Annotated in this window: 12 protein-coding genes and 2 pseudogenes; 6 read left to right on the top strand and 8 right to left on the bottom strand. The window is 64.2% G+C overall.

The window, feature by feature from the left end; genetic code table 11:
- The coding region (locus tag VGP39_RS17435) for a GIY-YIG nuclease family protein (protein WP_327569350.1) at nt 1-758 on the bottom strand (758 nt) is incomplete at its 3' end.
- A 184-nt stretch (nt 759-942) separates the two neighbouring features.
- On the opposite strand from VGP39_RS17435, the gene VGP39_RS17430 reads away from it, so the two are divergent.
- Complete coding sequence (locus tag VGP39_RS17430) at nt 943-1,560, top strand: outer membrane protein (protein ID WP_327569349.1); 618 nt, start codon at nt 943-945, stop codon at nt 1,558-1,560.
- A 213-nt stretch (nt 1,561-1,773) separates the two neighbouring features.
- Here the strand turns inward: VGP39_RS17430 and VGP39_RS17425 are convergent, their stop codons facing one another.
- From VGP39_RS17425 to VGP39_RS17410, 4 genes are all read right to left on the bottom strand, one after another.
- Nucleotides 1,774-1,989: a cold-shock protein gene (locus tag VGP39_RS17425; protein WP_327569348.1), complete on the bottom strand. Its 216-nt coding sequence runs from the start codon at nt 1,987-1,989 to the stop codon at nt 1,774-1,776.
- 257 nt (nt 1,990-2,246) lie between these two features.
- Nucleotides 2,247-3,107: a 23S rRNA (adenine(2030)-N(6))-methyltransferase RlmJ gene (locus VGP39_RS17420; RefSeq protein ID WP_327569347.1), complete on the bottom strand. Its 861-nt coding sequence runs from the start codon at nt 3,105-3,107 to the stop codon at nt 2,247-2,249.
- Nucleotides 3,108-3,261: 154 nt separating this feature from the next.
- Nucleotides 3,262-3,927 (bottom strand): ribonuclease T2, encoded by a 666-nt coding sequence (locus VGP39_RS17415; protein ID WP_327569346.1) that lies wholly within the window; start codon nt 3,925-3,927, stop codon nt 3,262-3,264.
- Between the two features lie 125 nt (nt 3,928-4,052).
- Nucleotides 4,053-4,523, bottom strand: a complete 471-nt coding sequence (locus tag VGP39_RS17410) for a hypothetical protein (RefSeq protein ID WP_327569345.1) — start codon at nt 4,521-4,523, stop codon at nt 4,053-4,055.
- Between the two features lie 166 nt (nt 4,524-4,689).
- On the opposite strand from VGP39_RS17410, the gene VGP39_RS17405 reads away from it, so the two are divergent.
- Both VGP39_RS17405 and VGP39_RS17400 read left to right on the top strand, forming a co-directional pair.
- Nucleotides 4,690-4,974, top strand: a complete 285-nt coding sequence (locus VGP39_RS17405) for a hypothetical protein (RefSeq protein ID WP_327569344.1) — start codon at nt 4,690-4,692, stop codon at nt 4,972-4,974.
- A 39-nt stretch (nt 4,975-5,013) separates the two neighbouring features.
- Nucleotides 5,014-5,547 (top strand): DUF3617 domain-containing protein, encoded by a 534-nt coding sequence (locus VGP39_RS17400; protein ID WP_327569343.1) that lies wholly within the window; start codon nt 5,014-5,016, stop codon nt 5,545-5,547.
- Nucleotides 5,548-5,854: 307 nt separating this feature from the next.
- Here the strand turns inward: VGP39_RS17400 and VGP39_RS17395 are convergent, their stop codons facing one another.
- The 3 genes and pseudogenes from VGP39_RS17395 to hisS all read right to left on the bottom strand — a co-directional run.
- On the bottom strand, nt 5,855-6,253 hold the full coding sequence (locus tag VGP39_RS17395; RefSeq protein ID WP_327569342.1) for a thioesterase family protein: 399 nt from the start codon (nt 6,251-6,253) through the stop codon (nt 5,855-5,857).
- Nucleotides 6,254-6,412: 159 nt separating this feature from the next.
- Nucleotides 6,413-6,616 carry a tautomerase family protein gene (locus tag VGP39_RS17390; protein WP_327569341.1) on the bottom strand — a complete coding sequence of 68 codons (204 nt, stop codon included), beginning with the start codon at nt 6,614-6,616 and terminating at the stop codon, nt 6,413-6,415.
- Nucleotides 6,617-6,865: 249 nt separating this feature from the next.
- Nucleotides 6,866-8,252: pseudogene (hisS, locus tag VGP39_RS17385) on the bottom strand (histidine--tRNA ligase); the annotation flags it as partial.
- A 267-nt stretch (nt 8,253-8,519) separates the two neighbouring features.
- Between hisS and VGP39_RS17380 the strand changes: the two are divergent.
- The 3 genes and pseudogenes from VGP39_RS17380 to VGP39_RS17370 all read left to right on the top strand — a co-directional run.
- On the top strand, nt 8,520-9,866 hold the full coding sequence (locus VGP39_RS17380) for an aspartate aminotransferase family protein (RefSeq protein WP_327569339.1): 1,347 nt from the start codon (nt 8,520-8,522) through the stop codon (nt 9,864-9,866).
- A 306-nt stretch (nt 9,867-10,172) separates the two neighbouring features.
- On the top strand, nt 10,173-11,234 hold the full coding sequence (locus VGP39_RS17375; RefSeq protein WP_327569338.1) for a YihY/virulence factor BrkB family protein: 1,062 nt from the start codon (nt 10,173-10,175) through the stop codon (nt 11,232-11,234).
- A gap of 349 nt (nt 11,235-11,583) precedes the next feature.
- Nucleotides 11,584-11,769: pseudogene (locus VGP39_RS17370) on the top strand (EAL domain-containing protein); the annotation flags it as partial.

Here is an 11,769-nt window from a genome sequence, read left to right as displayed (position 1 = left end):
TCGGTATAGCCGGGGAAATCGATCTCGCCGGTGCACGGCCCCGCGCAGCGCCGGATCTGATACAGCAGGCACGGCCGGGTGCGGCTTTCGAAGAACGAATCGGTGCAGGAGCGCACCAGGAACGCGCGCTGCAGCGCCGTGATGGTGCGCCCCACGGCGCCCGCGGAGGCGAACGGGCCGAAATAGCGCCCGGGCCGCGTCTGCGCCCCGCGATGCTTTAGAATCTGCGGCGCCCAGTGATCGCCGGTGATCAATATATAAGGGAACGACTTGTCGTCGCGCAGCTGCACGTTGAAGCGCGGCCGCAGCTGCTTGATCAGATTGGCCTCGAGCAGCAGCGCCTCGGTTTCGGTCGTGGTCGAAACGATCTCCACCGTTGCGGTCGCCGCGATCATGCGGGCGATGCGCATCACCTGGCCGGTCGGCCGCGCATAGGAGGTGAGCCGCTTGCGGACATTCTTGGCCTTGCCGACATAGAGCACGTCATGGGCCGCGTTCAGCATGCGGTAGACGCCGGGCGAGGTCGGGGCGTGGCGCACCGCGACCTCGATCGCGGCGCGGCCGACCGCGAGGGGGCCTTCCGGCACCGCTTCGGCGCCGGCGTCGACGATCTCCGGCAGCCGCGCCTCGTCATCCTCGTCGGTCGTGACGCTGGCAGGGTCGAAATCCTGCGAATTCGGCGGCAGATCCGTGGCGGAACCGGGCTGCGACGTCGGTACGTCAGGCCGTTTTGCGGATGGCGAGGGGTCTTGATTCATGGGCCCGAATTTAGGCGCTGAAACCGGTCCTCGCCAGCCGGTAATCCCTTGTTAAGAACAAGACTCGGCCCGTCCGAGGCCTTAACAGGCCCTTAACTTAAAACTCTCGATAAATCCTATTGGAAAAAACGCAATTCCGTAACCGTGCGGCGGTTGCGGCCGGTGGCGTCGTGGAGTCTTTCAGATGAGCAGGATCGCGTGCGCGGCGTTGATGGCCGCGGGCCTGGCGGGTTCGGCGCAGGCGGCGGACCTGCCTTACGGGTCGCGCGCGCCTTACACCGTCAATCAGCCGCTCAACGCCTATAGCTGGGCCGGTCCCTATCTCGGCGGCAATATCGGTTATGCGTGGGGCAGCGTCGGCAACAATCCGGCCAAACCGTCGGGGTTCGCCGGCGGCGTGCAGGGTGGCTATAACTGGCAGAACGGCGCGTTGGTGTTCGGCCTCGAAGCCGACATCCAGGCGAGCGCCGCCAACGATACCTTTGCGCCGTGGAAATTCTCCAATCCGTGGTTCGGCACGGTGCGCGGCCGGGTCGGCTACGCGCTCAACAACGTGCTGTTCTACGGCACTGGGGGCCTGGCATTCGGCGAGTTGCGCGGCCAGGCTTTTGGCGTGACGGAAACACACACCACCGCGGGCTGGACCGCGGGCGCCGGCGCCGAATTCGGCTTTGCGCAGAACTGGACCGCGAAGATCGAATATCTTTATGTCGATCTGTCTGACAGCCGCTTCGTTATCACCGGCCTGCCCAACGGCTACCGGTTCGGCCTCGCCCGCGTCGGCGTGAACTATCGCTTCTGATTTCCAACAAGAAAAAATTATTCGCGAACTCCCGGCCGCTCTGCGGCCGGGATTTTTTTATCGTGCCCCGGACGAAGCGCGGAGCTCTTGCGAAGCGTGCGCTGCAGAGCCGGGGCCCAGCTATCTTCGCTAAACCGGGGTCCCGGCTCTGGGGAGTGGCATGAAGAATGCCGCACCGCGTCCGGGACACGCGATCGATCCACGCTCACCCGCTCAGGACGAAATCACCAGATTGACCGCCTTAGGGCCCTTGCCCTTCTTGTCCGGTTCGACCTCGAAGGTGATGCGCTGTCCCTCGTTCAGATCCTTCAGCCCCGCCCGCTCCACCGCGGTGATGTGCACGAACACGTCGCGGCCGCCGTCATCAGGTTTGATGAAGCCGTAGCCGCGCTCTCCGTTGAAGAACTTGACCGTCCCGGTCATCGCCATCGGGAAAACTCCTGTCCCCGCATTGCTCCGCCGCTACGCGCACCTCGCGTATCGGCTTGACCGGACATTTCGCGGCCGGAAAGCTTGGCCATCGCGGCGGTTACGATCCGCCTTTTAAAAAAATAGAGGCCTTGTCACTCCGCCGCCCCCATTCGCGGAAGCGGAACGTAAAGCCAGTCCTATCGGCTCAGCATAATACGGTTATAGGTCAATTGCCTACGGGACTTTTCACGAGCCTATGTCGCTACCAGGCCCGCTCAGGCTTTGGGCATCTCGAGCCTGAACCGGCCGGCGCCGCCCTGGCCGAGCGGCTTTTCCAGCTCGGGCAGGATCGCCTTGAGTTCGGCCGCAAGCCGCCACGGCGGATTGACGATCAGAAGCCCGGCCGATGTCAGCGCGGCGCCGGTGGTCTGCGGTGCGACGCTGAACTCCAGACGCAGGCACTTGCCGGGCGGAATCGCCGCCGCGGCCACGGCCGCGACGCGCCTCGCGAGGCTGTCGGTGGCGCGGCGGCTTTTCACCGGATACCACAGCAGGTAACTGCCGGTCGGCCATTTCGCGAAGGCTTGCGCGAAACCGTCTCCCAGCCGCTCGAACTCGTCCTTCTGCTCGAACGAGGGATCGATCAGCACCAGCCCGCGCCGCTCCTTCGGCGGCACGAAGGCGGCAAGCGCCATCCAGCCGTCGAGATCGACCACGCGGGCCTGGGTGTCGCGGCGCAGCGCGTCGATCAGGCGCTTGCGCGCCTTGGGCTCGACCTCGCACGCCACCAGCCGGTCCTGCGGCCGCAGCAGTGCGCGGGCGAGCAGCGGCGAGCCGGGATAGGCCAAAAGATCGCGCCGCGGATTGAAGGCCCGGACGATATCGAGATAGGGTTTTAGCAGCGGCAATACGGTTTCGGAAAACCGGGCCTGCATGATGCGCGCGATGCCGCTGCGCCACTCCCCGCCGCGCTGCCCTTCATCGCCGCTGAGATCGTAGACCCCGGCGCCGGCATGGCTGTCGATGACGCGAAACGGAGCCTGCTTGTCCTGCAGATGGGTGAGAATGCGCACCAGCACGATATGCTTGATGACATCGGAAAAGCCGCCGGCATGGAAGGCGTGACGGTAGTTCATGAAGGACGGGTTACGACATCGGGCGAGGAAAGTAACGCTGCGGAGCGCGATAAATTTAGGTGCGTCATGCGCGGGCTTGACCCGCGCATCCATCAATCTTCGCAAGAGTCTGTCGAATTAGGATGGATTGCCGGGTCAAGCCCGGCAATGACGACTAGTTGCGCACCGGCGGCATTACCACGGAATCGCGGCGGCAGGCGCGGCGGTCGATTTCCTCGCAGGCGCGGAATTGCAGATCCTTGCTCATGCAGATCCGCACTTCGCTCAAGCGCTTCTGATCGCAGATCACCGACACCGCCGAATTGCTCAGCCCCGGATTGGCCTTGATGAAGGCGTCTTCGACCTCGGTCGGCGCGACCGTTTTGGCTGCGGACAATTCCAGGAAACCGGCGGGGATTTTCACCGCCGCGCGCGCCTTGCGGATGGTTTCGAAATACGCCCGCGGGCTTAAGCCCGAGCAGGTGCCGTGCTTGTCCCATTCATTGAAGATCAGCCCTGGCGCCGGCATCAGGTCCAGCATCGAGGTCATGATGTTGCGGTCGAGCCGCGGCGCCGGCCGCTGGCAATAATCCGGAAAGCCGCGCTCATATTGCGGCCACAGCCCATGGACCACGAACGAGAACGGCCGTCCGCCGCATTGCGCGTCCTGAGAGCGCCCGCTTCTGCCGCGCTCAGAGGCCGCCTCGCAGAACGACGGCGACCACGACAGCGACAGCACGTAGAAATCGAATTCGCCCGGCGCATTCTGCCGCCGGTCCTGCGCCGACGCCGCGCCGGCGAGCAGGACAAACGAAAACAGAATCCTCAAAAAACAAAGCATGACGACGCCCCCCTCTGCCCGGTCTTCAATCCTTAAGCAGAGAACCAGAACATTTCAAGAACACAATTGGAGAAGCTGCGACGCGGCACAACCTGCACGCGCAATGGCCACAATCGGTAGGAACGTCAGGGCCGCGCGGCCTTGCAGGCGGGGTTGTAGGCCCAGTTGCGGTCCAGCCCGACGACGCAAAATTCGACGCCGTTGCTGAAGCTGGCGAATCCGCCATCCTCGACGATGGAAAAATACACCGGGCGCGGCTTGCCGTCGCTGATCATCGCCGTCGCCGAGCAATAGCGCCGCGGGATATTGTCCGATTGCCACGGACGGAAGACGATTTCGTGCACCCGGTCATAGCCGGTGATCTGCAGCGTCGAATTCCAGAACGTGCTCTCCTTTTCGGCGAAACGCGACGAGATCTTGCCCAGCGCCCACTCGCAGGGCGGCAGGTTGCCGTCATAGCGCGGACCGGACAGCCAGAAATTCTTCTCCAGCGGATTGGCCGCCTGCGCCGCCGGCCCGAACGCCAGCAGGCCTAGAACGGCGCCGAGCGCGATGCCGAGGCTGAGGTTTCTCAAGGACGAAAACAGGTCGCGCATGGGCAATCCACAGCACTGATGGCAGGTGGCGGACGGTGCCGCGAAGCCCCGGCAAGGTCAAGTGCAGCGCGGCAACACCCGCCGATAACTGACCATCGAAGCTGCGGCCGTTCTTTTCATGGCCGCCGGCGCGCATTATGGTAGGCGCGCAAGAATGGAGTCTGCGATGCGAATGGTGGCGATGCTGGCGGCGGCGTGCGGAATGCTGGCGTGCGGACCGGCGGGGGCCGATACCGTGCCGCCCTTCAAGGGCAACGACACCGGCGGCATCATCGCCTATGAGCTGGCGACCCAATCCGATGTCAAGCTGCTCGCGGTCGAGCACTGCGCGCGCTACGGCAAGGTCGTAAAATTCCTCGCGGCGCAAGCCACGTATGGCGGCTACATCTCGTTCGCCTGCCGCTGGGTGCCCTATGGCGCCACCGAGCGGCCGCTCAGCGTGCGGTACTGAACGAACCAGACCATCTATCAAACAGCAGGAGGACGCGGCATGACGCGGCAGCTTTTTCGTCTTCCGATGCTTGCCGTTGCGCTGTTGATGTGCGGCGCGCCGGCGCTCGCCGTCGAATTGCCGACCCGCAAGGCCGGGCTGTGGGAATTGAAGATGCTGCGGGCCGGCTCGCCGGCGCCCGAGATGACGATGCAGCATTGCACCGACGAGACCACCGACAAGAAGATGACCACGTCGCTCTCGCCGATGGCAAAGCAAAACTGCAGCAAGAACGACGTCCAGAAGACCGCGACCGGGTATATTACCGATTCGGTGTGCAGCTATGGCGGCACAACCATGACCTCGCATTCGGAAGTGACCGGCGATTTCAACTCCGCCTATTCGGTCAAAGTCACCTCGCACAACGACGGCGCGCCCGCCGGCGCGCCGCGCGACACCGACATGACGCTGCAGGCCAAATGGCTCGGCGCCTGCGCGGCGGACCAGAAGCCCGGCGACATCGTGATGCCCGGCGGTTTCCGGATGAACATCACGGATATGGAAAAGCTGAAGGGAATGATGCCGGCGAAGTAGCTCACATCGTGCACGCGTTCTCGTTCTCGCGGCGCGATGCGTCTGAGGTTTGCCAGTCCCTCGCGAAACCGCGCGAGGCGATGGAGCGGCGGGAGGCGCCAGGGTGCAGTGACGTAGCACCCCCAGAGGCGGGATTAACGTACCCACCTCGCGCGGCAAGGCACCGCGCGCGCCCAGTGACGTAGGGCGCGGCACCTCCCGGCGCTCCACCTTGGCCACCAGCCAATCGCACCCCGCGCTGATCAGACGCTTGGTGCAATCCTATCGACGGAATTTATATTCCTAAAAAATGGACTTGTCAAGACTATTATCGTGACGCCTGGAGCCGCGTCTCGAAGCTGGCGACGTTGACCAGGCCGCGCGCGTGGCGGCCTTCGCCGATCCTGCGCTCGCCTTCGAAAGCCTCGACCTCGAACCGGATCACCCGGCGCTCCACCGCGATCACCCGCGACGTGGTGCGCACCTTTGCTCCGACCGCGCTTGCCCCAAGATGGCGGATATCGACCTCGGTGCCGACCGTGACCCAGCCTCGCGGCAACTGCGGCGCGGTGGCGTCGGCGGACGCCATCTCCATCTCCATGATCATCATCGGCGTCGCATACACCGCCGGCATGTTCGGCACGAAATGTCTTACGGTGAGGTCGGGCGTCACGACCAGCGTGCGCTCGGCGCTCATGCCGATGGTGAGGACATCACGGGCGTCCATGGATTGCCTAACCTCGTGTCCCGGACGCGGTGCAGCGTTCTTCACGCTGCTCCGCAGAGCCGGGACCCCGGTGTAGCGAAGATAGCTGGGCCCCGGCTCTGCAGCGCACCGCTCCGCGAAGGGCTACGCGCTGCGCTGCGTCCGGGGCACGATACCGCCCTACTTGCTCTGCGCCGCCTTGCGCTCCACGAACGTCCTGCCGCCCTTCATCTTGTGCGCCAGCGGCGCCTCGTTGATCTGGATCACGACGGCGTCGGCGTCGACGCCGAGGTTTTTCACCAGCGCCTGGGTGATGTCGCGCATCATCCCGGCCTTCTGCTCGTCGGTGCGGCCGGCGGCCATGCTCACGGTGATCTCAGGCATTCTGGTCTCTCCCTTTTCTCGTTTCTCTCGTCATGGCCGGGCTTGTCCCGGCCATCCACGTCATCACGCTTCATTACCAAGACGTGGATGCCCGGGACAAGCCTGGCATGACGGCTTGAATGAATGGCTACGTCCACTTCACCTCATGCCGCGCGAGGACTTCGCGCACCTTGGCGACGATTTCAGCTTCCTTGCACGAAAACTGCGCCGGCCGCGTCTCACGCCATTCCTGATTGGAGGCAATCGCCGCAGCCGCCTTCGCGCCCTCGATCAAATCCTTGATCTGCACCTCGCCGCGCGCTTTTTCGTCGCTGCCCTGAATGATCACGCAGGGTGAATTGCGCTTGTCGGCGTATTTAAGCTGGTTGCCCATGTTCTTCGGGTTACCGAGATAGAGTTCGGCGCGGATGCCCACGTTGCGCAGCGTCGCGACCATCTTCTGATAATCGGCGACGCGGTCGCGATCGAACACGGTGACCACCACCGGGCCAAACTCCGGCTTGGTATCAAGCTTGCCCAGCATCGTAAGCGCCGCTTGCAGCCGCGACACACCAATCGAAAATCCTGTTGCCGGCACCGGCTCGCCGCGAAACCGCGAGACCAACCCATCATAGCGTCCGCCGCCGCCGACCGAGCCGAAGCGCACCGGGCGGCCTTTTTCGTCTTTGGTTTCGAGCAGGAGTTCAACTTCGTAGACGGGGCCTGTGTAATATTCGAGGCCGCGGACAACGGTGTAATCAATGGCTACTCTGTCACCACCGTATCCAGCCTCTGAGCAAAGGTTTTCGATTTCTCCTAGCTCAGCGAGACCTTGCAGAAAGACATCATTCTTGAGGTTACGCTCTCTCTCCTGGTGAATCTCGTTTGTACTATCTGTCTGCAGAAACTCATAAATGATAGTGCGAACCTGTTCGTCCGAAAGCCCTGCACCTTTCGAGAAATCTCCGCTCTCGTCCGTTCGACCACCCTGCAAAAGCTCACGAACACCTCCCAGCCCAAGGCGATCCAATTTATCGATCGCGCGTAACACCGTGAGCCTGCGCCCCGCATTCTCCTCGCCGCCAAGCCCAATGCTCTCCATCACCCCGTCGAGCACCTTGCGGTTATTCACCTTTACCACGTAACTGCCGCGCGGAATCCGCAGCGCCTCCATCGTATCCGCCGCCATCATGCACATCTCGGCGTCCGCGGCGGGAGACGCGCTGCCCACCGTGTCGGCGTCGAACTGCATGAACTGGCGGAAACGTCCCGGGCCGGGCTTCTCGTTGCGGTAGACGTAGCCTGCGCGGTAGCTGCGATACGGCTTTGGCAGCGCGTCGAAATTCTCCGCCACGTAGCGCGCCAGCGGCGCGGTCAGGTCGTAGCGCAGGCTGATCCACTGCTCGTCGTCGTCCTGGAACGAGAACACGCCCTCGTTGGGGCGGTCCTGGTCGGGCAGGAATTTGCCCAGCGCGTCGGTATATTCCATCGCCGGGGTTTCCACCGGCTCGAAACCGTAGCGCTCGAACACCTCGCGGATGGTCTCAAGCATGCGCCGGGTCGCGGCGATCTCGGCCGCGCCGCGGTCGGAAAGGCCGCGCGGCAGGCGGGCGCGGAGTTTTTGCGGTTTTTTGGGTTTCTGGGTGTTGTCACGCATGGCGGGGTGGTACCAGCCGATGTAGGACCCGGCAAGCTCAGGTCGTCATACGCGGGCTTGACCCGCGTATCCATCAATCTTCGCAAGAGTCTCGCGAAGAGGATGGATGGCCGGGTCAAGCCCGGCCATGACGGCGTTTGTGGCTCGTCCGTCCCCAAACTGCCCGTTTGGACATGCGTGCTGCGCCGAGTTGTCCATTTCCGCCGCCTGCCGAAGCTGATAGCGTGCCGCGCAAATCCGCCGCGCCCGAATTGCAAGAGGCCCACGATGCTCGACAAAAGCCCAGCCCGACCCGCCGTCAACGTGCCGAACGATCTTGCCGCGCACTGGATGCCGTTCACCGCGAACCGGGCGTTCAAGAAAAACCCGCGGCTGCTCGCCGGCGCCAAGGACATGCATTATTTCACCGTCGACGGGCGCAAGATCATCGATGCCGCCGCCGGCATGTGGTGCTGCAATGCCGGCCACGGCCGCACGCAGATCTCCTCGGCCATCGCCGAACAGGCCGCGGCGCTGGATTACGCGCCGCCGTTCCAGTTCGGTATCCCGCAGGCGTTCGAGCTCGCCAGCCGCATCGCCGATCTCGCGCCGGACGGGTTAGACCACGTGTTCTTCTGCAATTCCGGCTCGGAAGCCGCCGACACCGCGCTGAAAATCGCGCTGGCGTATCACCAGCTGGGCGGCCAGGGCACCCGCACCAGGCTGATCGGCAGGGAGCGTGGCTATCACGGCGTCGGTTTTGGCGGCACCTCGGTCGGCGGCATCGTCGGCAACCGCAAGATGTTCGGCACGCTGCTGGCCGGCGTCGATCATCTGCCGCATACCTATGACCGCGACAAGCAGGCCTTCAGCAAGGGCGAGCCGGACTACGGCGCGCATTTCGCCGACGAGCTGGAGCGCCTCGTCAATCTGCACGGCGCCTCCACCATCGCCGCGGTCATCGTCGAGCCGATGGCGGGATCGACCGGCGTGCTGCCGGCACCGAAGGGCTACCTGAAGCGGCTGCGCGATATCACCGCCAAGCACGGCATCCTCTTGATCTTCGACGAGGTCATCACCGGCTATGGCCGGCTCGGCTTCGCGTTTGCCGCCGAGCGCTACGGCGTGCTGCCGGACATGCTGACCTTTGCCAAGGGCATCACCAACGGCGCAGCCCCGATGGGCGGCGTGCTGGTGCGCGACACCATCCACGACGCCTTCATGACCGGCCCCGAACACATCGTGGAGCTGACTCACGGCTACACCTATTCGGCGCATCCTTTGGCCTGCGCCGCGGCGCTGGCGACATTGGACATCTACCGCGACGAAAAGCTGTTCGAGCGCGCCAAGCAGATGGAGCCGAAATTCGCCGATGCGGTGATGGGCCTGCGCAAGGAGCCGAACGTAGTGGACATCCGCACGGTCGGCCTGACTGCCGGCATCGACCTTGCGCCGCTTGCCGACACACCCGGCAAGCGCGGGTTCAACGGCCTCAACAGCGCCTTCCACGACAACGACCTGATGCTCCGCGTCGCCGGCGACACCCTGGTCCTGACGCCGCCGTTGATCGTCACCGAGGACCAGATCGGCGAGATCGTCGACAAGCTGGCGAAGGTGATCCGGGCGGTGGCTTAGCGCTTCTTAACCTCTCCCCGCTCTTTTCGCGGGGAGAGGTCGAAGCCGGAGCGCAGCGAAGGCTTCGGGCGAGGCACTGCACTCAATCCGACTTTGGAGTCTGCGGGTCGGTAGCGCGCGCCGACCCGACAGGCTGCGAACCTTGCAAGCGCAGTGCCCCGCCCCTCACCCCAACCCTCTCCCCGCGAAGAAGAGCGGGGCGAGGGAGCGCGCTTCCGCTGCCGAAGCGCAGCGGAACATTCGAAACACGTCCACGTTCAAATCATGACAGGGGCATGTCGGCTCCTTGCATGAAGGATCGGAGGCATGGCCGTGCTAGCGGGCGAACGGCAGGCCGAACAACCGCCGGTTTCAACCTCTCCGCAGATTGGACCGGCGCAAGCGCCCCCGCCTCCCGCTGCGTTCGCGGAGGAACTGTCGCAGCACGGCCGCGGGCGGCGGTCCAAAAATCCGCTGCAGATTCCCTGGGCCGGCTGGAAGGACATCCTGTGGCGCACGTACGAGCGCACCGGCGAGGACCGGCTGCTGGCGATTGCCGCAGGCGTGGTGTTCTTCGGGCTGCTCGCGGTATTTCCGGCCATCACCGCGCTGGTGTCCTGCTACGGCCTGTTCGCCAACCCCGCGACCATCGCCGACAATCTGCGGACGCTGGCGCTGATGCTGCCGGAGGGGTCGTTCCAGATCGTGCAGGACCAGATCGCGCGTGTGCTCGCCAAGGGCAACACTTCGCTCGGCTTTACCTTCCTGTTCGGCCTCGCGCTGGCGCTGTGGAGCGCCAATGCCGGCGTCAAGGCCGTGATCGACGCCCTCAATGTGGTCTATGAGGAGCGCGAGAAACGCGGTTTTGTCAGATTGAACCTGCTTTCTCTGGCATTCACCGCCGGCGGAATCCTCGCTTTGCTGCTGATGGTCGGTGCGGTCGTGGCCCTGCCGCTGGTGCTGGACCACCTCTGGCTCGGCAGCCGGAGCAAGACGATCGTCAGCCTCGTGCGATGGCCGCTGCTGCTTGCGCTGCTGGTATTGGCGCTGGGCATCCTCTACCGGTTCGGGCCGAGCAGGCAGCCGGCGCGCTGGGAATGGCTCAGCGTCGGCACGCTGGCCGCCGCATTGCTGTGGATCGCCGGCTCCGCGCTATTGTCGTGGTATCTGTCCAATTTCGGTAACTACGACGCCACCTACGGCTCGCTGGGCGCCGCGATCGGCCTGATGATGTGGATGTGGATGTCGGCCATCATCGTGCTGTGCGGCGCGGAATTGAACTCCGAAATCGAGCACCAGACCGCGGTCGACAGCACCGTGGGAGACCCGAAGCCTTTGGGCGGGCGCGGCGCGGTCATGGCCGATACCGTGGGGCCGGCGCAGGGCTGAAGAATCACGATCGCATCTCGTGTCCCGGACGCGGTGCGGCATTCTTCATGCCGCTCCGCATTGCCGGGACCGTACCAGGCACCGAACCGTCATGGCCGGGCTTGACCCGGCCATCCATCTTCTTTGCAAGACTCTTCTGAAGAGGGATGGATGCGCGGGTCAAGCCCGCGCATGACGAGAGAATTGCGACCGTGACGGCCCCGGCTTTGCAGCGCACCGCTTCGCAAGAGCTACGCGCTGCGCTGCGTCCGGGGCACGGAGGAGTTCTCAACAGCCCCGGCTTTTCGAATCAACAATAATGCTAAGCTTAAGCGTGCCCGAAGCTTTGGGGCTTGAGGACCCTGCGCGCGTGATTCGCATTTCCACGATTTTCGTCGCCATCTGCATGGTGCTGGTCGCGGCCTCGCTCGGCCTCGTGCTGTATTCGGTGGCGGGCATCTCGGGACCTCAATCGGCGATCGTGGCGCTGACCGCGCTGACCTTCCTGATCCTGTACAACGCGGTGTCGATGCGGCTGCGCGACCGCAGCGATGTC

Source organism: Bradyrhizobium sp., from assembly GCF_036009065.1.
GTDB lineage: Bacteria > Pseudomonadota > Alphaproteobacteria > Rhizobiales > Xanthobacteraceae > Bradyrhizobium.
Note: the sequence above shows the minus strand (reverse complement) of the source record. Positions and strands in the feature narration are given on the sequence as shown.

Coding starts and splice junctions, on each gene's coding strand:
- VGP39_RS17395 (WP_327569342.1), bottom strand. CDS start 6,253: ATGGACGCCCGTGATGTCCTCACCATCGGCATGAGCGCCGAGCGCACG.
- VGP39_RS17425 (WP_327569348.1), bottom strand. CDS start 1,989: ATGGCGATGACCGGGACGGTCAAGTTCTTCAACGGAGAGCGCGGCTAC.
- VGP39_RS17380 (WP_327569339.1), top strand. CDS start 8,520: ATGCTCGACAAAAGCCCAGCCCGACCCGCCGTCAACGTGCCGAACGAT.
- VGP39_RS17420 (WP_327569347.1), bottom strand. CDS start 3,107: ATGAACTACCGTCACGCCTTCCATGCCGGCGGCTTTTCCGATGTCATC.
- VGP39_RS17390 (WP_327569341.1), bottom strand. CDS start 6,616: ATGCCTGAGATCACCGTGAGCATGGCCGCCGGCCGCACCGACGAGCAG.
- VGP39_RS17405 (WP_327569344.1), top strand. CDS start 4,690: ATGCGAATGGTGGCGATGCTGGCGGCGGCGTGCGGAATGCTGGCGTGC.
- VGP39_RS17375 (WP_327569338.1), top strand. CDS start 10,173: ATGGCCGTGCTAGCGGGCGAACGGCAGGCCGAACAACCGCCGGTTTCA.
- VGP39_RS17400 (WP_327569343.1), top strand. CDS start 5,014: ATGACGCGGCAGCTTTTTCGTCTTCCGATGCTTGCCGTTGCGCTGTTG.
- VGP39_RS17410 (WP_327569345.1), bottom strand. CDS start 4,523: ATGCGCGACCTGTTTTCGTCCTTGAGAAACCTCAGCCTCGGCATCGCG.
- VGP39_RS17415 (WP_327569346.1), bottom strand. CDS start 3,927: ATGCTTTGTTTTTTGAGGATTCTGTTTTCGTTTGTCCTGCTCGCCGGC.
- VGP39_RS17430 (WP_327569349.1), top strand. CDS start 943: ATGAGCAGGATCGCGTGCGCGGCGTTGATGGCCGCGGGCCTGGCGGGT.